Raw genomic sequence first — 22,773 nt, forward strand, 5'->3', positions numbered from 1 at the left:
AAAAATTGATGACTAGAACAAAATTACTATGGTGAAATTAATTAACTTCAAGTGGCAGCAGTTAATTCTTAGCTTAGGCTGCCTACTACTAATTATTGCCTGTCAAAGTTTATATCCCAGTACTAGCCCAGATGTTAAAATTCTCAAGGTAGCCACAGACCCCACCTTTGTCCCTTTTGAATTTCAAACAGCTGACGGTAAGTTAGCAGGTTTTGATATTGATTTGATGAATGCGTTGGCGTCGCCCGCCGCAGGCATCGCTAAAGAAGCAGGTTTTGCAATCCAGTTTGAAAGTCTGCCCTTTGATGGCACGATTTCAACTTTGGAAGCTAAAAGAGTTGATGCCGCAATTAGTGGAATCACAATTACCGCCGAACGCCTGAAAACAATTGCTTTTTCACGACCTTATTTTAAAGCCGGACTTGCGATCGCTGTCCGCGAAGACAATCAAAATATTAAAGACTTGAAAAGTCTCAAAGGTAAAAAAATTGCTGTCCAAATTGGTTCCACTGGGGCAGATTTTGCCAAAACCATCCCCAACGCCAAAATTAGTACTTTTAATTCTGGGCCAGAATTTTTCCAAGACTTACTCAATGGCAACGTTGATGCCGCGATCAGCGATGCTTTCGCTACTTTGTATGCGATTAAAAATGGCAAACTCAAAGGCATTAGAGTTGTTGCGGATTTGCTCACCCAAGAATACTACGGGATTGCTACGCCCAAGGATTCACCGCATTTGGATGCAATTAACAAAGGTTTAGCAACTTTGTTATCCAATGGCACTTACAAGCAAATTTATCAAAAATGGTTTGACGCTGAACCTCCACAATTGCCAGACTCTTGATAATTGGGCATTGGGCAAAGGGGCACGGGGAAAGGGGAAAGGGGAATGGGGAAAAAACCTTATATATTATCGAGCCTTCCAATCCTTTTCCCCTTACCCTTTTCCCTTTAACCGAGCAGTATTGCTCCCCTGCTTCTTCCCTGTTCCCCATTTCTAAGGAATTAACTGCCAATATATGAAATATTTATCTAATATGCGTCACAATTAATACTGCCACCAAAATTCATTGATCGACTACAATCTACTGTAGTCAGGGACAGCCAATTGTGGCACCTTGGATGTTAGTGGCTAGAAGCACCTTGGAACGAATGGGAATAAAGGAACTTCCACTATGCTGATTTGCCCTCAGTGTAAATTTGAAAACCCCAATAGCAACAAATTCTGTCAAAACTGTGGCACGTCCCTGACTCACAAGGTTTGTCCTGAATGCGGTACCGATGATGTACCTGTGAATGTATTACGTTGTCATAACTGTGATACAGAATGTGGAACAGTGTTTTGGGCAATTATTGCTAAAGAAACGACTGGGGAAGCTTTGAGAAGAGAAGGGGATGTCCAAGATGTGGGAGGTGAGGGAGATGAACAAGCAATACCCTCCTCATCTCCTGTATCTCCTAGTTCTCAAATTACATTAGGCTCCTATTTAGACTCCCAAGAACGCTATCAATTATTAGATGCGCTACCTGTTAAAACGGAAACTGCCATTATTACTGATGTGGGTGTGAGAGTTCTAGACTGCCGACCGTATCAAATATCACCGATTGAGGCAATCCTAGAAAATCAGGAATCAGATTTGCTCACACCATCAGTAGAAGCGAATGAGATTCCTCGCCTTGCTAAACTTTATATTGCTTTACAATCCCCAGGTGAGCAGGGGATACCGTCGATTCACGACGCATGGCAACAAGGTGATATACAGGTATTAATAATCGAAAATCGCTCGGATTGGCAGTATTTACTCGACCTGTGGCAAGAAGAAACAACCAGTTCGTTAAAAATTTTACACTGGTGTTATGAAATGGTTCAACTTTGGGCAGTATTGGAACCAGTAAATTGTCGTCAAAGCCTTTTAGATTTGTCGAATTTGCGATTGGATGAAGACCAAACGTTGGCACTACAAAGGTTGTATGTGGAATCACCGAATTCTCAATCCGCCACAGAGTCGTTAGAAGATGCCCCTCGCCAAACATCTGCCATTCCAGAGGAACCGTTAACTATCCAAGCTTTGGGAAGGGTTTGGCAAGCACTATTTAGACAATCGCAACGGACTCAATTTGGCTCCGTAGTCCAAATGTTGGGGGATTTAGAGGTAGGTAAGATTCAGACGATCGCCCAATTGCGATCGCGTTTGGAGGAAATTTCTATTGAACTGGAAGCACTAGGAACCGCAACTTTGCCCCCAATCAAGGAGAAAAATACTGCTGTGTCCACTATTCCGGAATCAGATGAGTTAGAAGATATCATTAGCAAAACTGATGATATGCCAACTGTGGTGCTGGCGATGCAGTTAAGTAGCTTAGAAGATGCAGGACGCACAGATGTGGGGCGTCAACGTCATCATAACGAAGACAACTTTGGTATTGAAACCAAAATTCATAAACTGGAGTTCCCCAAAAGTCGAGTCTTAGAAGGGCATGGTTTGTATATTCTTTGTGATGGTATGGGTGGACACGCTGGCGGCGAGATAGCCAGCGAGTTAGCAGTCAACACCCTAAGGGAATACTTTCAAGAACACTGGATTGCCAACCAGCTGCCAACAGAAGATAGCATTCGTGAGGCAGTGTATTTAGCTAATGAGGCGATTTACAAGCTCAATCAACAAGATGCCCGTTCTGGAGTTGGGCGTATGGGTACAACTTTGGTAATGCTTTTAATTCAAGATACTCAAGCAGCAGTTGCTCATGTGGGAGATAGCCGTCTCTATCGCCTGACGCGTAAGCAGGGACTAGAACAAGTCACAGTAGATCACGAAGTTGGGCAACGGGAAATAAATCGAGGAGTGGAAGCAAGCATCGCTTACGCCCGTCCAGATGCCTACCAACTCACCCAAGCCTTGGGGCCTCGTGATGAAAATTCGATTAATCCCGACGTTGGCTTTTTCGACATCAACGAAGACACTCTTCTGCTGTTGGCATCGGACGGTCTATCAGACAATGATTTACTAGAAACCCATTGGCAAACTCACTTAGAACCCTTACTTAGTTCTGCTGCTAACTTAGAACGGGGTGTTACAGATTTAATTGATTTGGCAAATCAATACAACGGTCACGACAATATTACTGGTATACTTATTCGGGCAAAAGTACGCCCAAATCTAGAAAGTTAAAAATAAATGGGGCATCGGGAAGAAGCAGGGGAGCAATACTGCTCGGTTAAAGGGAAAAGGGTAAGGGGAAAAGGATTGGAAGGCTCAATAAGATATAAGGTTTTTCCCCTTTCCCCTTTCCCCATTCCCCATTCCCCTTTCCCCATTCCCTATTCCCTAATCCATTTACCTTGTAGGTTGTATTGTGGTTAGTCTGACCCTGTTAGAACCGCAACAGAAAACACCCCTCCAGCAGTGGAGCTTTGAGAACTCCTCCATAATTCGGATTGGTCGAGCGGCAGATAATCACGTTGTTTTAAATGATAGTTTAGTTTCGCGACATCATCTAGAACTGAGAAAAGTCGGTGACGCTAGCAATGGCGATGCTTGGCAGCTGATTAGTAAAGGTACAAATGGCACTTTTCTCAACGGTATCCTTGTACTTCAGAGTTCGTTACCAGATAATTCCCTTTTGCAATTGGCACAGGGAGGCCCAATATTGCAATTCCAAATTCAGCAGGTAACAGTACTGGAAACTGGTTTGCGATCACAGCAACAAATACAAGGGACAGAAGAAAACGCCGCTGAGACACTTTACTCAGCAGGAAATCTGGCAAATTTATCTTCTACTTGTACGCACGAAGGCAATTCTCCAAACAATCTGTTTTGCATCCACTGCGGTCAACCTCTCTCAGTCCAACAGAGAATTCGCCATTATCAGGTGTTGCGAACTCTCGGACAAGGAGGTATGGGTACTACCTATCTGGCTTGGGATGAGGCTGGTCTGATTGCGGGTGTGCCACAACTGCTGGTGTTGAAGCAAATGAATGCTGATATGCTAAAAATTGTCAAAGCTCAAGAGTTATTTGAGCGAGAGGCGCACACTCTTAAATCCCTTAACCATCCGGGAATTCCCAAATATTACGACTTCTTTGTAGAAGGCGGAAAAAAATACTTGGCAATGGAACTAATCCACGGACAAGATTTGGAGAAACGTGTTTATACCACTGGCCCCGTAACACCAAACCAAGCGATCGCTTGGATGATCCAAACCTGTGATATTTTGGACTATCTTCATAGCCAAGAGCCTCCACTGATTCACCGCGATATCAAACCCGCCAATTTAATGGTGCGAAGTTCAGGAAATCGGATAGTGGTGTTAGATTTTGGCGCAGTTAAAGAAATTGGCACAGCGCCCGGTACTCGAATTGGTGCAGAAGGTTACTGTGCTCCCGAACAAGAACGAGGACAACCTTTGACTCAATCTGATTTGTATGCAATTGGGCCAACGCTGATTTTTCTGCTCACAGGCGAAAACCCGTTCAAGTATTACCGCCAACGAGGGCGAAACTTCAGGTTTGATGTGGCCAAAGTTCCCACCATTAGTTCCCAATTAAGAGATGTTATCGATCGGGTTACAGAACCATTGCCACGCGATCGCTATCAAAACGCAAAGGAATTGGCTGCGGCTTTAGCTGCTTGCAAAGTTTAGAGAATCGGGAGTATGTAGAGACGCGATTAACCGCGTCTAGGGAGTGGTGAATATTAAAAATTTCTATTCCCTATGCCCTATTCCCTATTCCCTACTCTTCATCCCAAGTTTCTACAGCTAGCAATTCACTAACTGGGTCTTGCATACTAAAGCCAAAGTCAAGCAGTTCTTGTTTCCAGTGCTGCCATTCATTACCATAGAGCAGAGCGATTTTCCAGATGCTATCGCTTGGCTTGATAATATTCGATTCTATGAGTGATTGCACGTTGCGTTGCAATTTCACCATTGGGTGAATCACTTGCTGAGTCATAACCTCGATTGAATTCTAATTTTGTGGGTAAATGCTTAATTAAAACTGCTTTCCATTCTGCAATTGTTGCCGGCCCGTAGAGTGGTTTAATTTGGTAAAGCTAGTCTTAACTTTTTAACTATACCATAACAAACTCTACTAAGTTACTGGTAAATTCGGTTTTGTACGGTAATTACCACCAGAAAATCCCAATTTTACCAAGCAGTCCTTAACCTTTTCGCAGAAGTCAGACAAAAGTTTTGGGAGAAGGAGTAAGGGATGTTTATGTTTACCCTTTTTCCTTTAACTTTTGCCCCTTTTGTTTTTCTTCTTTACGTCTACCTTTTTTTTGCAACAGTGCAACACTACCTTTCGTAAGATATCTATTGTGAACGCCGAGCAGAATAATTAGTCCTCAGGGAAGTTCCACTAAGTAGTGTGACTGAGGACTACTAGGAAAATTCTGTTTGTTTAAATTAGGAAAAATATGCTTACTTTTTGCAGTAGCTATAGGATACGAGCTAATTTGAAAGTTTTTAACTGACAGCGAAATTTGCAATTGAGTAGAAATGTTTATTCTTTGTGTTGATTTAAATGTTATTTAGATTATCGCAAACATCTGGCTTTAGGCGAAATAATTGCAAATCTTTATATAATTTTTATGTTTTGCTCAGAGAATAAGACCTGTTAGGGCACAGGGTAGGGTTTTGCTTTGAGGTATAGGAGCGATGCCCTTCTCTACGAGACGCTCCGCGTAGCTTGCTTCCCCGGAGGGGTACGACAGGCTCAGGGTAAGACCTACGGCGGTAAACTACGCATGGCAAAATTGTTGCTACAGCATAGGCTTACCATAAGGTTCTCTCGTCTTCAGAGTCAGCATTTGAAGTTTGTGTAAAAAATTTTTAGCGCGGATGTTAGTTTCTGTTGAGCGGATGGGTATCCTCAGAACGGAGGCTTGCTGATACTTAAGTGTTTACCGCAGCAAGTATGTGAGACATGGCTGGTTCAGACGAAGAATACCTAATTAACCGCAAAAAGCAGATTCAGCGGCGACAAAAGATTCTCACGATAGTGTCGATGTTCTCGTTTTTTGGTTCTACGTTATTTGCAGTCATTCCAGCAATCCAACAGGCTACTCAACCTAAGCCAGCAACTGCGTCTGCTTCTCCTGAGTCACTATTACAGCAACAGGCGCAAGGCTACGAGTTAGTTTTACAACGGGAACCAGAAAACCAACTTGCTTTAGAGAAGCTGTCTGTGCTGCGGTTGCAATTGAAGGATACGAAAGGTGCGATGGAACCTTTGGAGAAGCTGGTGAAGTTGCACCCCGATCGGCAAGATTACAAAGTTGTATTAGAGAAGATTAAGAAGCAAGAGGAAAATAGCGATCATTAAGTGGTGAATTGGTTCGTTTTGCTAATACTAAGATGAAATTATTTAAACTATCGACTGAACATTAAAGGTTACTCATGCTACAAAAAACGGCAATAATTGAAACAAATGAAATTGGAAATGATGTAGCGATAGGACACTACTCAGTTATTTCTGCTGGAGTTATTTTAGGTAACAACGTGATTATCCATCCTCATGTTGTTATAGAAGCGGGAGTAATAATTGGTGACAATGTAGAAATTTTTCCAGGTGCTTATTTAGGCAAACGACCTAGAGGAACTGGTGCAGTTTCTAGAAAAATAGACTATGAAGAAAAGGTACTTATTGGTGATAACTGTATAATTGGACCAAATACAGTAATCTATTATGATATTTGCATTGGTAACAATACTTTAATTTGTGAGAATACTTCAATTAGAGAGAAGGTTGCAATCGGCAATTTTTGTCTTATCAGTAGAAATGTAACTATTAATTACAACACCAATATTGGCAATCATACTAAAATCATGGATCTTACCCATATTACAGGTAATTGTGAGATTGGTAATGATGTATTTATTAGTGTGCTAGTTAGTACTACAAATGATCGGGCTATAGGTAAATTAGGTTATGACGAAGATCGTATTATTGGGCCAAAGATTAGTGATGGAGTAGCTATCGGTGCGGGAGCAAATATCTTACCAGGAGTAACTATTGGTGAAAAATCTGTTATCGCCGCCGCATCCGTTGTAAGTAAAGATGTTCCTGCAAGTAAAATGGTCGCAGGTAATCCAGCACGAGTTATTAAAGATATCAGCAGTAACCAGCAAGCTGGTTAGCTTTATTCATATTTGAATACCATGTTAAAAATAAAAGCTATTTGCTTACTGGCTTAAAATTAAATTTTATCTATTTGATAAATACTATTAATAGTGTACATCTTAAAAAGGTATTTTATGAGTATCAAACTTTGCCAAAGTTGCCAAATTATTAATCTTGAAAAAATTCTAGATCCTCGTGGAAATCTAACTTTTATTGAAGGCAACAAGCATATTCCTTTTGAAATTAAAAGGGTTTTCTATTTATACGATGTTCCGGGGGGTTCTAATCGTGCAGGTCATTCACTGAAGAAATGCCAACAATTTTTAATAGCGATGTCAGGTAGTTTTGATGTGATTATAGACGACGGATTTCAAAAACAACGCTATCATTTGAATCGTTCTTACTATGGACTTTACATATCTCCTTTAATGTGGCGTGAAATTGATAACTTTTCTTCTGGTTCGGTTTGTATGGCTCTAGCTTCAGAATTATACGAAGAGTCTGATTACTACCGCGATTACCAAGATTTTTTCAAGGCTGTACAGGTGAGCAGATGAAAGTATCCTTTTTGGATTTAAAAGCTCCTTATCTGGAACTAAAAGAAGAACTTGATGCAGCTTATCAGCGCGTCATGGAGTCTGGCTGGTATATTCTTGGTCAGGAAGTAGAAGCTTTTGAACAAGAGTTTGCTGTTTACTGTGAAACTAAGTATTGCATTGGGGTAGGTAATGGATTAGAAAGCTTACATTTAATTTTACGAGCTATGAAAATAGGTGCAGGTGATGAGGTAATTGTTCCAGCTAATACTTACATTGCTACTTGGTTAGCAGTTTCTTATGCAGGAGCAATACCAGTACCGGTTGAACCAGATAGAAATACTTATAATATTGACCCTAACAAAATAGAAGCAGCTATTACTTCCAAAACAAAGGCAATCATAGCAGTTCATCTCTATGGTCAGCCAGCAGATATGGATTTTATCAATGAAATTGCTAGTAGACATAATATTAAAGTAATTGAAGATGCTGCTCAAGCTCATGGCGCACTTTATAAAGGTCGTCGTGTTGGTGGTTTAGCAGATGTGGCAGGTTTTAGTTTTTATCCTGGTAAAAACTTAGGAGCTTTTGGCGATGGTGGAGCAGTAACTACTAATAATCGCCAATTAGCTGATAAAATTCGTTTGCTGCATAACTATGGCTCTCGAAGCAAGTATTACAACGAAGTCAAAGGATTCAATTCTCGGTTAGATGAGTTACAAGCTGCTTTCTTAAGAGTTAAGCTCAATAAGCTGGATGAATGGAATGAACGACGTAAACAAATAGCTAAATACTATTTAAAAGAATTACAAGAATATACAGATTTAAAATTACCCTATGTAGCTGAATTTTCTGAATCAGTATGGCATCTTTTTGTAATCAGTTCTCCTCAAAGAGATAAATTAAAACGCTATTTAGATACTGTTGAAGTTAGTACTTTGATTCACTATCCTATTCCACCTCATTTATCAGATGCTTATGCAGAAAATTTAGGTACAAATTGGCAAATAAATAGTTATCCAATTACACAAATGATATCTAGCCAAATACTTAGTCTACCAATTAGCCCTCATCTGAATAAAACAGAAATACAAATAGTTGTTGAAATTTTATTAGAAGTATTCAAACATGACATCATCTAATCCTTTAATTAGCATAACTATGACTACCTATAACCATGAAAAATATATAGGTGAAGCCATAGAAAGTGTTCTCAATCAAACATATAAAAATTTTGAATTAATTATTATAAATGATGGTTCTGACGATAAAACTGATGAAATAATCAGAAAATTTAAAGATGAACGTATAACTTATATTTATCAAGAAAATCAAGGTACAAGTAGTGCAATCAATCGAGCTATATTAGATTCTAGAGGAAAGTATATTGCTTTTATGTCGGGAGATGATATTTGTTATCCTCATAGATTAGAAACGCAATATAACTATTTAGTTTCATCTCAAAATAAGGTTGTTTTTTCATGGGTAGATTTTATCGATGAAAATAGCCAGATAATAACTGATAGTCATTTCGCAGAAAACTTATTTAATCACCCTAATAGAACTAGGTCTGAAATACTAAGACATTTCTTTTTTTATGGTAACTATATTAATGCTGTAACCGGTTTGATATATAAAGAATTACTTTTAGAAGCTGGACTATTTAACGTAGCCGCTATTCAGCTACAAGATTTTGAAATATGGCTTAAATTAATTAAAAAGTATGAAATACATATTATACCTGACCAATTAATTAAATATAGGATTAGAACTCTAGGAGAAAACTTGAGTAATCCATCTAATTTTATCCGCACTGATTTTGAATATCAACAAGTATATAGGAGGATGTTTAATGATGTTCCAAAAGAGCTTTTTAAAGCCGCTTTCCCAGATAAAATCAGAAAACCTAATTTTCGTGATGAAATCGAGTATAAATTAGAAAAAGCATTTTTATATTTACAACATAATTCTAGCTCAGTCCAGATTATTGGTTGTGAAAACTTATTTTATTTATTGCAAGATAAAAATATTCTTTCTTGCTCAATATCAGAATATAATTTTACTTTTAGCGATTTATATCAACTGACCAATAAAATAGATTTTCTTAATAAAAAAACACTCAGCATAACTGAGAACAACTTTTTATTAAAAGAAAAACAGTTAGAAAATGCAAATATTACCTTAAGAGAGATGAATTACGAAATAAAAAGAAATTTTGATTTTTTAGCTAATAAACTTTATTCTCTTAATTCTAAACCTATTTTTAGTATCATATTTCCAGTTTTTAATACTCCTGAAAGATATTTAAAAGCTGCTGTTGAGTCTGTATTAAGTCAGATTTACCCATACTGGGAGTTATGTATTGCTGATGATGCTTCTACTGAACCTCATATTAGAAAAATATTAGAAGAGTATTCTCAAGCAGATTCCCGTATCAAAGTTATCTTCAGAAATGAAAATGGTCATATTTCTCGTTCCTCTAACTCAGCTATAGAAATAGCAACTGGAGAGTTTATAGCACTTTTTGATCACGATGATTTATTAACATCAGATGCCTTATACGAAGTAGCACTGCTGCTCAATCAGCATCCAGATGCAGATATGATCTATTCAGATGAAGATAAAGTTGATGACAATAACCAATTTATTTACCCTACTTATAAATCAGATTGGTGTCCTGATTCATTTTTGTCTCGAATGTACACTAGTCATCTCGGCGTTTATCGGCGATCGCTTGTTAATGAAATTGGTGGTTTTAGAGTTGGTTATGAAGGAAGCCAAGATTACGATTTGGTTTTGAGATTGACAGAGAAAACAGATAAAATATTTCACATACCTAAAATACTATATCATTGGCGTCTTCACTCTGGTTCTACATCTGCTTCTACAACTGCAAAATCTTATGCCTATGAAGCAGCATTTAAGGCTTTGACAGATGCGCTTTCTAGAAGAGGTGAAAAAGGAAAAATTTTACTAGACTCTAACCTTCCTGGACATTACCATGTTCGTTATGAAATAGACTGTTATAAACTAGTTAGTATTATCATCATTGCAAGAGATTTTGGCTACATATTTAACCAATGTCTAGAATCAATTTTTGCAGAGACATCATATCCGAACTATGAAGTAATCGTCATAGATAATGGTAGCGTCAAATGTGACTCAGAAAAAATTATTGACAAGTGGCAAACTCAACAGCCTAATCGATTTAAATATTACTCTCATAAGATTCCCTTTAGTTACTCAAAGCTGAATAATTATGCTGTTACAAAAGCGCAAGGTGATTATTTATTTTTTCTGAGTAGTGACATTCAGGTTATTCAAGGGGATTGGCTCAATCTAATGGTTGAGCAAGTACAAAGAGAGTCTATTGGCGCCGTTAGTGGATTTTTAATTAATTCTAACAACTCTATTCAACACGTAGGATTAGCACTGGGTTTAGGCAAAATTGCTAATAATATTTATAAAGGCCTTACTAGAATAGATGAACCTGAAACTGTAACTAATATAGCATTGATTAAGAACGTCTCAGCCGTCACACAAGATTGTTTAATATGTCGAAGAGACGTGTTTGAAAGCGTTGATGGATTTGATGAAACATTACCTCTTGTCTACAACGATGTGGATTTGTGTTTAAAACTGATAGCGAAAGGCTATAAAAATATTTATCTTCCCAATGTCAAGCTTATTTACCAAAAATTAAGCAATTGGGAAGTTGATATTAGCAAAGAAGAAGGTTTGCAGTTTGAAGAAGTAGCCACTAATTTTATGACAGAAAAGTGGGGAAAAATTATTGAATATGATCCTTGCTTTAGTCCTCACTTAATTAGAAAAATAAACTTCAATATTCAAACACAAAATAACAAAACACAACATAAGGCTAGAGATATAAAAATACATCAAAAAGAATTTTCTCAGCCTCTTGTTAGTATTTGTATTCCTACTTATAATGGCGAAAGATTTATTGCAGAAGCTATTAATAGTGTGTTATGCCAAACCTATGCAAATATAGAAATTATTTTATCTGATGATAATTCTACTGACAGAACAGTTGAGATTTCTAAATCATTTAACCAAAAGTTATCCTTTGATTTTTCAATTCTCGATCATACTCAGTATGGACTAGCTCAGAATTGGAATTTTTGTATTTCTCAAGCTAAAGGCAAGTATATAAAATTTTTATTTCAAGATGACTTATTAGAGCCAACTGCTATTGAAGAAATGGTTAATTTGGCTGAACAAGATGAAGAAATAGGTTTGGTTTTTTCGCCGAGAAGACTTTTCATTAATACTGGCGATACTGTCTATGATTCAAACTTTTTAATGCATCACGAAGCTAAGGATGTACACAAAGCTTGGTCAGAATTAAAGCCAATTCAATCAGGACAGCAACTTTTGCAAGATTCCAATATACTTGACAATCCAATTAATAAAATTGGAGAGCCAAGCACAGTACTTATTAGAAAAGATGTTTTTAATAAAGTAGGATTATTTAACTCTGAGTTTTGCCAACTTGTAGATTTAGAAATGTGGCTCAGAATTATGAGTCAATACAAAATCGGTTTTGTTGACAAAATTTTATCCCACTTTAGGATACATCCACAACAACAAACTCGTCGAAATGCTGTTTTAAAAGATGCCATTTTATTAGATTACCAAAAACTGTTTCAGACAATTTACGCTGATACAAGATATCCTCAAGTAACCAGACAACAAGCTCTTTATCAATATGCAGCTTTAAGTGAACAAAATACAGAGTTCCATCATTTGCGAAAACAAATAGCAGAAGAATGGCTAAATGTCTCAGATGAGCAGATAAAAGATATGTATGTGGGTCTGCTAGGTAAAACACATAATATGTTACTGAATAGCAGCATCAAATATGAAAGTCTGGCTGGTGAAGAACAGATTTTTGCTAATGATATCGTTAAGAGTATATCTCAAGATTTTGAGCAGCCGAAAGCAATTCAGAATTTACTAGCAGCTATGCTGTATTGCCGTGCTGACCAGTTACCATTACAGCATGACCTCTCTCGCATACCCCGTTGGTTTCTTAAAGACTATTTACAATTCCTATTTTCTACTCAGGTTAACTTTCAAGAACTGGGTGATGCCGATAATTATTATTACTATATAGAGAGATGGGTTGATTACTTACACACATCGATACTGAAAGACTCTAATTCTCAGTTGTGGCATGAAGTCATTAATAACTTTGTACCCATTGCTAATTTTATTCCTCTATATTTTAATGAGCATAATCTTAAAGATATCTATGTTAAACGTGCAGAAATTATAGAATTTTTACTAAAAATGAAGGGTTATGAGGTAGATTACGATTTTACTGATAGACCTATAACCAGAAAAAAAATTCGCTTGGGTGTCCTGGCTGCACATTTTGTACCTGGCTCTGAAACATTTGCTTATCTTCCTATTTATGAGTATATCAGTAGAGATTTTGAAGTAGTTTTGTACTCTCTTAATCAAACTGGTCATCAATTAGAGCAATATTGTCAAAGCTGCGCAAACTTCTTTAAACTACTACCACAAAATTTAGAAGAACAGGTAAATATTATTCGTGCTGATGATCTAGATATATTGTTTATTGCTACCAATGTGACGGCAGTAACCAATCAAATCTGCTTCTTATCAATGCATCGGTTAGCTAGAATACAAATCACAAGTGGCGGATCTGTGGTGACAACAGGAATGCGGCATATAGATTATTATATTTCTGGTACGCTAACCGATCCATCGCCAACGGCAGAACAGCAATATCAAGAAAAGTTGGTGAAACTTGAAGGGTCTGCTCATTGCTTTAGTTATGGTAATGAAGAAGAAAATATAACTGTCAAAGTCGATCGAGAAAGTTTAGGTATATCCGAAGAAACAGTTATTTTTATCTCTGGTGCTAACTTCTTTAAAATCATCCCGGAACTAATTGATACTTGGGCAAAAATAATTTCTGGAGTTTCTAACTCTGTTTTAGTGCTTCTGCCATTTGGCCCGAATTGGTCAAACAATTATCCTAAAACAGCTTTTGTAAATCACTTAATTAAAGTATTTTCAAAGCATGGAATACTAGCAGAACAATTAATAGTTTTAGATCCTCAGCCAGTCCCAAACCGACAAGAAGTGAAAGAATACTTCAAAATTGCCGATATTTATCTAGATTCTTTTCCATTTGCTGGAACAACTTCTTTGATAGAACCATTACAGGTTAATTTACCAGTCATTGCTAGACGGGGAACTAGCTTTCGTTCTGCAATGGGGGCTGCAATGGTGCAAGCACTCGATGTACCTGATTTAGTTGCAGATAGTGAAGAGTCTTATATACAGTTAGCGATCGCACTCGGCAATAACCCTAAATTACGCCAACAAAAGAGCGCCGAAATCAAAGAAAAAATGCAAGCTAATCCTAGTTTTCTAGATAGCCGCGCTTACTCAGCTAAAATAGGCAGCCTCTTCCAAGAACTATTTAGTAAATATCTTGCAGATACCCTGAGTCAAAATTTCCGCTTAGGAGATATTAATCTAATTATTTTCCCAGACTGGTTACAGCTAGAAGATTTACTATATCAAGATTTAGCAAGTGTCATTTCTACTCTCACTACTCACCCAGATAAAAATCGCTTAACTCTCCTGATAGATACTCACAACGTTTCTGAAGAGGAAGCCGATATGCTTTTATCGTCTTTGACCATGAATTTGCTCATGGAAGATGATGTAGATATAACTGAAGGCCCAGAAATTTCTTTGCTAGGTAAGATAAGTGATATACAATGGAAAACTCTTTTGCCTAGAATTCATACTCGAATAGCTTTAGCAACAGATAATAAACAGGCGATCGCACAAGCGAAAGCAGAAAATCTTCCATTCTGCGATGTAGATAGCTTGAATGCATCCAAATTAGCGATGACACCTGTCTAACCCACTGCATATTCTGTAAACTTCCTCATGAAAGGAGACTGAAATCCTAACACAATGTCCTCTTTAGGAACTCCTATAGTAACTAAATTTGCTGCAATATCATCTTCTGTACCATTCCATTGAAGCCAAATTTTTTCACCCTTAATATCAATATGGATGATGCAGCTATGTACCCAATCTTGACCTTCCCAGCCTACATGGACTACTTGATAATGGTCACGTTCTACATCAAAAATATTCTCAACATCTATATTACCATCAAAGGGTTTTTGCCCACTATACTCCTGTAATATCTGCTGTACAATCTGGCGATAGCGGGCTAGTTTATCCATTTGAAAATAACCTCTTGCTCTACATCATAAATAATCATTTTGACTTGATTCTCTTCAATCATGGCTTGGGGGAAATCAAGTTGGAAAAAATGTTTTATAAGTTGTCAAAGGTACTGCTAAATACAAAACTCGTTCTAGCTGTCGTCGCCTTAATGCGCCTCTATAGTTGATAAACTGTCCCAATGCTGTATGAAATTCTGAGATTGCAGATGATTTCTCCAAAAAACTTTTAACTTCAACAGCAATTTTGTCTCCTTCCCGTTCTGCCGCAATGAGTTTTTCAGCAGCTAAATCAATAGAGACATTCACACCACCCACGCTAATTGAGAGGAGGTCATGAGTAATCTGCCAACTATCCTTCTGCAAAGCTTTTTTGACAACTTCATGAAAGACATCTTTAGCAGACATAGCTATTCATAATCGTATTTATTATTTTTATATTAACGTGAGTTCGACAAGCCCTTTTTTGACCTCTCCCCCAACCCCTCTCCGACACGGAGAGGGGAGCCAAAACCCTAATTTCTCGTTGCTCCTCCCTCTCCCACGGGGAAAGGGAGGTTGTCCGGGAGAGGTTCATCGAACTCACGTCATATTACCTTTTTAGCTGCCACGCAGGATAGGCGAGTACTTAATATAGCACTTATGTTTTGATGCAATATAGTTTGACCTCTCTCCAAACCTTTCTCCTAAAAGGAGAGAGGCTTTGAAATTTACTCCCCTTCCCTTGTAGGGAAGGGGCTGGGGGTTAGGTCTGTATTCCATCCAATTGAGAACCGCTATAGTTCTGCCACATCTGTTGGTAAGCTTTTTCCATATCACGGGTAAACTGTTTGCCATTCCACAATGGGGCTTTTTGTCGCGATGCTTTTAGCTTCAAAGCGACTTGCTGACGTAAAGCCTCATCTTTCCCTAAGCGCACACCCCATTCTATATACTCTTCATCAGTCCAGGCAATACCTTCTGTGATACCCGCATTCACCATCATGGTGTAGCTGTTACGCGCTGCAAATTGTTCGCCAACTCTTGTCACTAAAGGAATACCCATCCACAATGTTTCTAAGGTTGTTGTTGCTCCATTGTAGGGAAATGTATCTAATACAATATCAGCAATGCCTAAATTAGCACGATGAACTGACTCTGAATGAACTTGTGGTAAAAATCGTAACCGAGAACAATCTACACCTTCTTCTTCAGCAATTTGGTAAAAGAAGCGTTTAATTGTTTCTTGTTCAGCAAGTCCCTTAATCAAAAAGTAGCTATTAGGTACTTGTTTAATAATTTGCATTTGCCATTTTGTTGTTTCTGGATGGCGCTTATATCCTCTTTGGGCGCTGAGATAGACAACGGCATCCATAGGAATATCCAAGTCATCGCGGCGCAGAGTTGGTACACCAACTTCAAAACCATCTACTGCGATGTAAGTTTGAGGTAATCGCCAGATTTTTTCTGTATAGTAATCTTGTGCATCATCTGGCAGTACATAAGGATCTGCAATAAAATAATCAATTGCAGGTATGCCTGATGCATCCCACCCCAGCCAAGTAACTTGAATGGGGGCTGGCTTGAGTGCCATCACTTCACTAGTAATATCTAAAGTGATACTATCAAGGTCAATTAAAATATCAATTTCATCTTGATATATCTGGTCAGCAATCTCTAGACCATTCATACCTAATTGACGAGGTTTTTCTGCCTGATTTAAATACCACTCTTGGAGATAGTCATTGACTAATTGATAGTTCACAAAATAAGTATGAATATCAAATTTATCTCGATCGTGATGTTGAAATAACCATCGAGCTAGCCAACCAACAGAATGATTTCTTAAAGCGTAAGATACATAACCAATTTTTAGTTTTTTAGTATGGGGAAATAAATCTCGTTTATTGAGATTTTTATGACAATAATTTTTTCCTTCTGATTGACCAAAACCTTTAATATAAAAGTTAAAAATTTCAGCTATCTGATTATGAATAGCTCGAAAATACGCAGGAGAATCTTTAATATGAGGTATCGCAAAAGATGGCGTAAGCAACCGTAAGATTCTTCCTTCTTCTAAAGGAATTCGTTCAGCTTTAATAAACTGTTGAAACACAATTTCCAATTCTTGACAAGTTGTAGATATTTCTTGCCAATATCCCCCGGCTGTCATTAGACCCCTTAACAGCAAATGGAGTGCAAAAATTTTATCAGCCAAGCTTTCTGATAAGGAATAACATAATCTAGCTGTCTCTATTCCTTGAGAATAATTACGAGCATCTTGATAAAAAGTCGCTAAGTGCCGCAATATCTCTACATTATTTGGCTCTAATCGTAAATGCAATTCTAGCAGAGATGCTGCTAGTAAAGGCTGCCACAAAGTATGACCAATTTGCATAGCAGCAGGAAGTAGTATAGAGAAGCATTGATGAGTATCAGAAAAATAAGGAAGACTAGCTTCTACTAAATTTAAATTAATTGGATGTAATGGAACAGTATTTAAAAAATCTTTTAAAAATTGGATTAATAATTTAGTATTTATTTCTATATTTTCTTCTTTTGCGTTTAAGCTTTCAATTAATCCCCAATCATTCAAATTATCAATTTCTTCAAATTTTTTCAATTTGATAGAAAGTATAAGTATTTGAAGTAAATTATTTATACAACTAGGATTAATTTCCCGTATATGATGGCGAATTAACCAAGCCAGAGAATATTCTGCCAACGTTTCACGCCTTTCAGCTTCTATTTGCAAAACTTGAAATAGTTCATTTGTCCAAACTTGTAACTGTTCTTCATCTGCCTCTGTCATTGGCAGCATCCAAGTCATTTGAGCTTCTGCTTCTTGCCCTTGCAACAGTAATAATAGTCCTAAATGCCAATAATAGGAGATAGTATTTGGTTCTATTGCTATTGCTTGCTCGTATAAATTTGCTGCTTGCAAATAGTTCTCTTCAAGAAAGTATTGTTCAGCCTGATCTTGCCAATTATATATGTCTGTAATCATTTTGATTCTCTAATAAAAAATATGAGCGGTCTGATTATAAATAAGTTGCAAAACTGAAATAAAGTGGATAGAAAAATCTACCCACTTGGGAAAACACGTAATTTAGCTTAATAAAAGTCGTGATGGCAACTTAAGTTTTATATCAAGTGTTGCCGATGAGTAATTTTTATCTACTAACTCACATGTCTATTTAGATAAGCTGGTAAAGTTAGTTGGGCAAGTAACGTCATTACTGATGGTCGTTACATCTGCACCATTGTTAACTCTTGCTTTATCAGCTTCACACAAAGTAGCTATAGTAGTAGCTTCACCAGTACCAGTTTGAGTTACGACACCCGCGCCGCCGATATAGCTTTTGAGAGGCGCAGTCGCAACTACTGTTGCTCCTTGGTTGGTTACTAAGGTACTACCAGTACCACCACCACTAATTGCGTATTTATAATTTGTGGTTTGTGTTGCAATACCAAGTCCTAAGTTACCAATATCAGCTTGAGCCGCAAATGCGTTTTTTTCTAAGTAAAATGCTTGTTGTGCGCGATTCATGGAACCTATATAGGTTTTAGCTTCTGACTGCTTGGCTTTGTTAGCTTGATTCAAGAAAGAAGGTAGAGCGATCGCAGACAAAATACCGATGATGATAATTACTACTAGTAATTCAATAAGTGTAAAACCCTCATTTTCATTCTTTTTGTTGAGGATGTGTTGGAGAAACTTAGCTTTTAATTCGGTTTTCATAAGTGTTTTCCTGGGGCAGGAAGTGCTTGGGTGTTCTAGATGTAACTTACCCAGCTGCGATCGCTTTCCTATCACCTCCAGAAAAAAAGTTTGGGTAAATCGAGTAACCCAATCCAGAATCCTGGCATCCCAAATGACACAAACATCACTAAATCCCTGCTGTTGACCAAGGCTGAAATTCTCAACTTCGATTGTGGAAGCGCCTTATTCAAACTCAGGTGGCCACAGTTCTGATATTGCTAGTTCCCAACCTGGCAGCAAGTCTGGTAGTGTGAGCATGTCGCCATTCTGCATCACCACTGGAGCTTGATTTATTCGATAAACCGTTACTGTCAATTTGTCGGGGTCAATCAGTATGCCAACTACAGACCCAAGTTGCAAGAATAGCTCAATCTTCTCTTCAAGTGGTTTGATTCTGTCACTTTTAGATTTAATCTCAACCATCAAGTCTGGAACCAACTCTACAAAGTCGCGCTTGGTCTTCTTCAATCGTTCAGCTTTAACAAAAGACACATCAGGGGCACGCAAGTTTCTTTTTTCCGAGTCGTCCTCTTCTATATTCGGTAGGATAAATCCTGCGCTAGAACCAGTTATACGTCCTAGCTTGCGCGACATTACCCAGTTATTCAAAAAGGTAATTAGACGAGCGCCAATTTCTTCTGACTCGTAATCTGATGGCCCCATAACTATGATTTTTCCCTCTACCAACTCCATCTGCCATTCTGGATGCTCAGTTTGTAGCTGCTCTAAGTCTGTAATTGCAAAGGACATAATACATTAAATAACGCTTTTATATCTATCATACGTACCCTAACCTACGAAAGCTATAATATATTGCATCTAATAAAGACGCTCCTATAGTTTGCCATTAGTAGCATCAATGAAAACACATGTAGTTGTTTATTAACTTATCAAGGAACTATCACAAATATTTTTTGAACTTATTGATAAAGTCGGTATCAAAACGTTTTAGATACCCCTAAATCCCCCGATGAATTGGGGGACTTTGATTCTGGTTTCCCCCTTAAAAAGGGAGGCTAGGCAGGGTGGTTTCATACAAGCAGAGAAAAAATAAAACTGAGTTTCAAAGCCTCTCTCCGCTTCGGGGAGAGGAATGGAAGTGGGGTCAAAATCTATGGTTGTACATGAGAAATCAAGACTTATGTATTTTTCTTTTTTCGTATGAAACCACCCTGCTTAAAAAGGGAGGCTAGGGGGGATCGCTAAAGTGCCTAAAATCATAGCAAATCACTTTTCAAACAACCTCTTAGATGCATTCAAAAATACTCGATTGTACGAGAGTATCGTGGCAAAGACAGAACCAGAAACCAAGCTGGAATTAGCCCCAAAATGTGTTGAGAAAGGTATGAGCATTCAAGAAATAGCTGAATTTCTAGAGCTAGACATTGAAATTATCAAGAAATATCTACAAGATCAGTCTTAGTGATTCAGAATAATAATGTAAATTATGCAACTGGCACATACATATATTAGGAGCAATTGAAACTATGTTTGATTTAGATGAATTTACAAATATTCGATTGTACAAGAGCATCTGGGAAAAGAGTAGATTGAAATTAGCCCCAAAACTTAATGAGAAAGGTATGAGTATTCAAGAAATGGCAGAATTGCTAGAAATAGATGTTGAAGTTATCAGGAAATATCTGCGAGAAAACTTTTAACGGTTAAGAGCATCTTTGGCAAGTGTTGAGCGCATAGTACTGTAGGCTTTTTGCGTAGGCGTAGCCCGCCCTTAGACATCGCTTTCCATCTGACATAGCCAATCACAGTTTGTTATGCTATATTAAACGTAGTCGTTATGAGTTCGTATATTTGCATGACTAACCCAACTGTAGAAAACTTAGTAATTATCGGTTCTGGCCCAGCAGGGTACACAGCTGCTATCTATGCCGGACGCGCTAACCTGAAACCCGTTGTATTTGAAGGTTTCCAAGCTGGGGGATTACCTGGTGGACAACTAATGACAACCACGGAAGTTGAGAATTTTCCGGGATTTCCTAAAGGAATTACCGGGCCGGAACTGATGGATCAGATGAAGGCGCAGGCGGAGCGCTGGGGGGCTGAACTATATACTGAAGATGTTATATCAGTTGACTTGAGTCAGCGTCCCTTTACAGTGCGATCGCAAGAAAGGGAAATTAAAACCAACAGCATCGTTATTGCTACGGGTGCAACAGCAAAGCGTTTGGGTTTACCCAACGAACACGAATTTTGGAGTCGGGGTATTTCCGCTTGTGCAATTTGCGATGGTGCAACACCTATTTTCCACGGCGCAGAATTGGCTGTGATTGGTGCTGGCGACTCGGCGGCGGAAGAGTCAATTTACCTCACCAAATATGGTTCTAAAGTGAATATGTTAGTACGCAGCGATAAAATGCGGGCTTCTAAAGCCATGCAAGACAGAGTTTTGAGCAACCCGAAAATCCAAGTGCATTGGAACACAGAAGCCGTGGATATCTTCGGTAATGGTCACATGGAAGGGGTGAAAGTCCGCAATACAAAAACTGGTGAAGAGAGCCAACTGCACGCTAAAGGTTTATTCTACGCCGTTGGTCACAGTCCAAACACTTCTCTATTTAAAGGACAATTAGAACTGGATGAAGTGGGTTACGTTGTCACTAAGCCTGGTTCTGTAGAAACCAGCGTAGAAGGCGTTTTTGCTGCTGGCGACGTACAAGATCATGAGTTTCGACAAGCAATTACGGCTGCGGGTACTGGCTGTATGGCGGCGATGTTAGCAGAACGCTGGTTGTCCTCCAGTGGCTTGATTCAAGAATTCCATCAACAGCCAGAAACAAAAGATAATGAATTAGAACATCAGCCAGCCAAAAAGACTGAAGCCGAAGAAGAAGCTGGATTTAATTTGGATGGGACGCGCCATGAGGGTGGTTATGCTTTACGGAAATTGTTCCATGAAAGCGATCGCTTACTCCTTGTTAAATACGTTTCTCCTGGTTGTGGCCCTTGTCATACCCTGAAGCCAATTTTAAATAAAGTGGTGGATGAATTTGACAGCAAAATTCACTTTGTAGAAATTGACATAGACAAAGACCGAGATATTGCTGAAAATGCTGGTGTGACAGGAACGCCAACAGTTCAATTGTTCAAAAATAAGGAACTGGTGAAGGAAGTCAAAGGCGTGAAGCAAAAGAGCGAATATCGCCAGTTGATTGAAAGTAATCTTTGAGATAGTAGGTATTGGGAACTAGGGAAGACTCTGCCCAATACTCAATAGACCTCTTGGCATTTGTGCTTTTTGCGCTCTTGGGGAAAAGGTTCTGCAAAAGTCCCCTTTCCCTTTAACCAAAACCTTTTCCCCTTCACCCTGCCCCTTATCCCCTTCTTGGGGCCCCACCTTCCCGTTTTCTCGGACTTTTGCCAAGAAGTCTAATACCTGCCATAGTCCACTACGTTTCAATTAAGGGTTATTTGTGTAGATCATTGGTCTTTTAAGAGGCGATAAATTGCATTTCTACATCAGATTTTATTGCTCATTCTGAACTGTATCGCGCCATAGCCGATAACTTCAACTGCTCATTCTTTGCATCTTGAGACAGGTGCAAAGGATGAGTCTACCTCAGAAATTGAGCTAATTAATATTATTTATCTTGATGACGATCGCTTGTATCTTGCTCAGTTTCTAGTAGCCGTGAAATCAGCATCTCTGGTTTTCTACTAATAACAGACTTAATTTTATCAATAGCAATTACTTCACTGATTTTCACAACCATTTCCCAGAAAGTATCTTCTTCTGTGTCTTTGTTGTAAGTTCTATGTTTAAAGGACAATAAATCATCCCAAACTCCGACAATTGTGGCGAAATACCACTTATCTCTCACTAGTATCCAAATTTCTTGTTCTAAGTAAGTCTGTAGAAGAGGTTTCACAATGACTAAGATATAAAAAATATTGTGCTACATATTAATTAAGTATTAACAGCCAAGACCACAGTTAAAATACTGAAAGTGTGTCAAAAAATCAAAGGCTGCATCATCAAGATGACTGATTCGTTGATCGAGACGATCGCAAACATTGTAGTACTCTGAATCGTAGTTAAAAGCTTTGGCAAAAATCAGGCATAATTTCACCTCTAACTCAGTCTATATCTGT

At 38.2% G+C, this 22,773-nt stretch carries 16 protein-coding genes and 1 pseudogene; 10 read left to right on the forward strand and 7 right to left on the reverse strand.

Features of this window, described 5'->3' with window-relative positions; genetic code table 11:
- Positions 1 to 28: 28 nt before the first annotated feature.
- The 3 genes from NSTC731_RS29900 (at position 29) to NSTC731_RS29910 (ending at position 4,641) form a co-directional block, all read left to right on the forward strand.
- Complete coding sequence (locus NSTC731_RS29900) at positions 29 to 844, forward strand: basic amino acid ABC transporter substrate-binding protein (RefSeq protein ID WP_445628116.1); 816 nt, start codon at positions 29 to 31, stop codon at positions 842 to 844.
- Positions 845 to 1,175: 331 nt separating this feature from the next.
- Positions 1,176 to 3,170 carry a serine/threonine phosphatase gene (locus tag NSTC731_RS29905; protein ID WP_445628117.1) on the forward strand — a complete coding sequence of 665 codons (1,995 nt, stop codon included), beginning with the start codon at positions 1,176 to 1,178 and terminating at the stop codon, positions 3,168 to 3,170.
- Between the two features lie 184 nt (positions 3,171 to 3,354).
- Positions 3,355 to 4,641, forward strand: a complete 1,287-nt coding sequence (locus NSTC731_RS29910) for a protein kinase domain-containing protein (protein WP_445628118.1) — start codon at positions 3,355 to 3,357, stop codon at positions 4,639 to 4,641.
- Positions 4,642 to 4,732: 91 nt separating this feature from the next.
- Here the strand turns inward: NSTC731_RS29910 and NSTC731_RS29915 are convergent, their stop codons facing one another.
- The gene (locus tag NSTC731_RS29915; protein ID WP_012407469.1) at positions 4,733 to 4,951 is read right to left on the reverse strand and encodes a DUF4327 family protein; all 219 of its coding nucleotides are present in this window, start codon (positions 4,949 to 4,951) and stop codon (positions 4,733 to 4,735) included.
- Positions 4,952 to 5,926: 975 nt separating this feature from the next.
- Here NSTC731_RS29915 and NSTC731_RS29920 point away from each other — a divergent pair.
- The 5 genes from NSTC731_RS29920 to NSTC731_RS29940 all read left to right on the forward strand — a co-directional run bounded on the left by NSTC731_RS29920 (position 5,927) and on the right by NSTC731_RS29940 (position 14,589).
- Entirely contained in the window at positions 5,927 to 6,325 is a 399-nt protein-coding gene (locus tag NSTC731_RS29920; protein ID WP_445628119.1) for a tetratricopeptide repeat protein, read from the forward strand.
- Between the two features lie 74 nt (positions 6,326 to 6,399).
- Positions 6,400 to 7,140 carry a DapH/DapD/GlmU-related protein gene (locus NSTC731_RS29925; protein ID WP_445628120.1) on the forward strand — a complete coding sequence of 247 codons (741 nt, stop codon included), beginning with the start codon at positions 6,400 to 6,402 and terminating at the stop codon, positions 7,138 to 7,140.
- A 117-nt stretch (positions 7,141 to 7,257) separates the two neighbouring features.
- Complete coding sequence (locus tag NSTC731_RS29930; protein WP_445628121.1) at positions 7,258 to 7,680, forward strand: sugar 3,4-ketoisomerase; 423 nt, start codon at positions 7,258 to 7,260, stop codon at positions 7,678 to 7,680.
- The gene (locus NSTC731_RS29935; protein ID WP_445628122.1) at positions 7,677 to 8,801 is read left to right on the forward strand and encodes a DegT/DnrJ/EryC1/StrS family aminotransferase; all 1,125 of its coding nucleotides are present in this window, start codon (positions 7,677 to 7,679) and stop codon (positions 8,799 to 8,801) included. Before NSTC731_RS29930 ends, NSTC731_RS29935 begins: the two co-directional genes overlap by 4 nt.
- The gene (locus tag NSTC731_RS29940; protein WP_445628123.1) at positions 8,788 to 14,589 is read left to right on the forward strand and encodes a glycosyltransferase; all 5,802 of its coding nucleotides are present in this window, start codon (positions 8,788 to 8,790) and stop codon (positions 14,587 to 14,589) included. Before NSTC731_RS29935 ends, NSTC731_RS29940 begins: the two co-directional genes overlap by 14 nt.
- Here the strand turns inward: NSTC731_RS29940 and NSTC731_RS29945 are convergent.
- The 5 genes and pseudogenes from NSTC731_RS29945 to NSTC731_RS29965 all read right to left on the reverse strand — a co-directional run bounded on the left by NSTC731_RS29945 (position 14,586) and on the right by NSTC731_RS29965 (position 19,413).
- Positions 14,586 to 14,921 (reverse strand): XisI protein, encoded by a 336-nt coding sequence (locus NSTC731_RS29945; RefSeq protein WP_445628124.1) that lies wholly within the window; start codon positions 14,919 to 14,921, stop codon positions 14,586 to 14,588. The two genes, NSTC731_RS29940 and NSTC731_RS29945, sit on opposite strands and share 4 nt — an antisense overlap.
- A pseudogene (locus NSTC731_RS29950) lies at positions 14,909 to 15,329 on the reverse strand (XisH family protein). Before NSTC731_RS29950 ends, NSTC731_RS29945 begins: the two are co-directional and overlap by 13 nt.
- Before the next feature lie 337 nt (positions 15,330 to 15,666).
- Positions 15,667 to 17,907 carry an O-linked N-acetylglucosamine transferase, SPINDLY family protein gene (locus tag NSTC731_RS29955; protein ID WP_445628125.1) on the reverse strand — a complete coding sequence of 747 codons (2,241 nt, stop codon included), beginning with the start codon at positions 17,905 to 17,907 and terminating at the stop codon, positions 15,667 to 15,669.
- Between the two features lie 186 nt (positions 17,908 to 18,093).
- A complete protein-coding gene (locus tag NSTC731_RS29960) occupies positions 18,094 to 18,642 on the reverse strand; it encodes a type IV pilin-like G/H family protein (RefSeq protein WP_445628126.1) in 549 nt (182 codons plus the stop codon).
- 204 nt (positions 18,643 to 18,846) lie between these two features.
- Positions 18,847 to 19,413 carry a Uma2 family endonuclease gene (locus NSTC731_RS29965; protein WP_445628127.1) on the reverse strand — a complete coding sequence of 189 codons (567 nt, stop codon included), beginning with the start codon at positions 19,411 to 19,413 and terminating at the stop codon, positions 18,847 to 18,849.
- Positions 19,414 to 19,948: 535 nt separating this feature from the next.
- Between NSTC731_RS29965 and NSTC731_RS29970 the strand changes: the two genes are divergently transcribed.
- Positions 19,949 to 20,086 carry a hypothetical protein gene (locus NSTC731_RS29970; RefSeq protein WP_445628128.1) on the forward strand — a complete coding sequence of 46 codons (138 nt, stop codon included), beginning with the start codon at positions 19,949 to 19,951 and terminating at the stop codon, positions 20,084 to 20,086.
- A 393-nt stretch (positions 20,087 to 20,479) separates the two neighbouring features.
- Entirely contained in the window at positions 20,480 to 21,850 is a 1,371-nt protein-coding gene (gene trxB, locus NSTC731_RS29975; RefSeq protein ID WP_445628129.1) for a thioredoxin-disulfide reductase, read from the forward strand.
- 412 nt (positions 21,851 to 22,262) lie between these two features.
- Here trxB and NSTC731_RS29980 read toward each other — a convergent pair whose 3' ends face one another.
- Positions 22,263 to 22,550 carry a hypothetical protein gene (locus tag NSTC731_RS29980; RefSeq protein ID WP_445628130.1) on the reverse strand — a complete coding sequence of 96 codons (288 nt, stop codon included), beginning with the start codon at positions 22,548 to 22,550 and terminating at the stop codon, positions 22,263 to 22,265.
- Positions 22,551 to 22,773: the final 223 nt, after the last annotated feature.

The sequence above is a fragment of the Nostoc sp. DSM 114167 genome, from assembly GCF_052692655.1.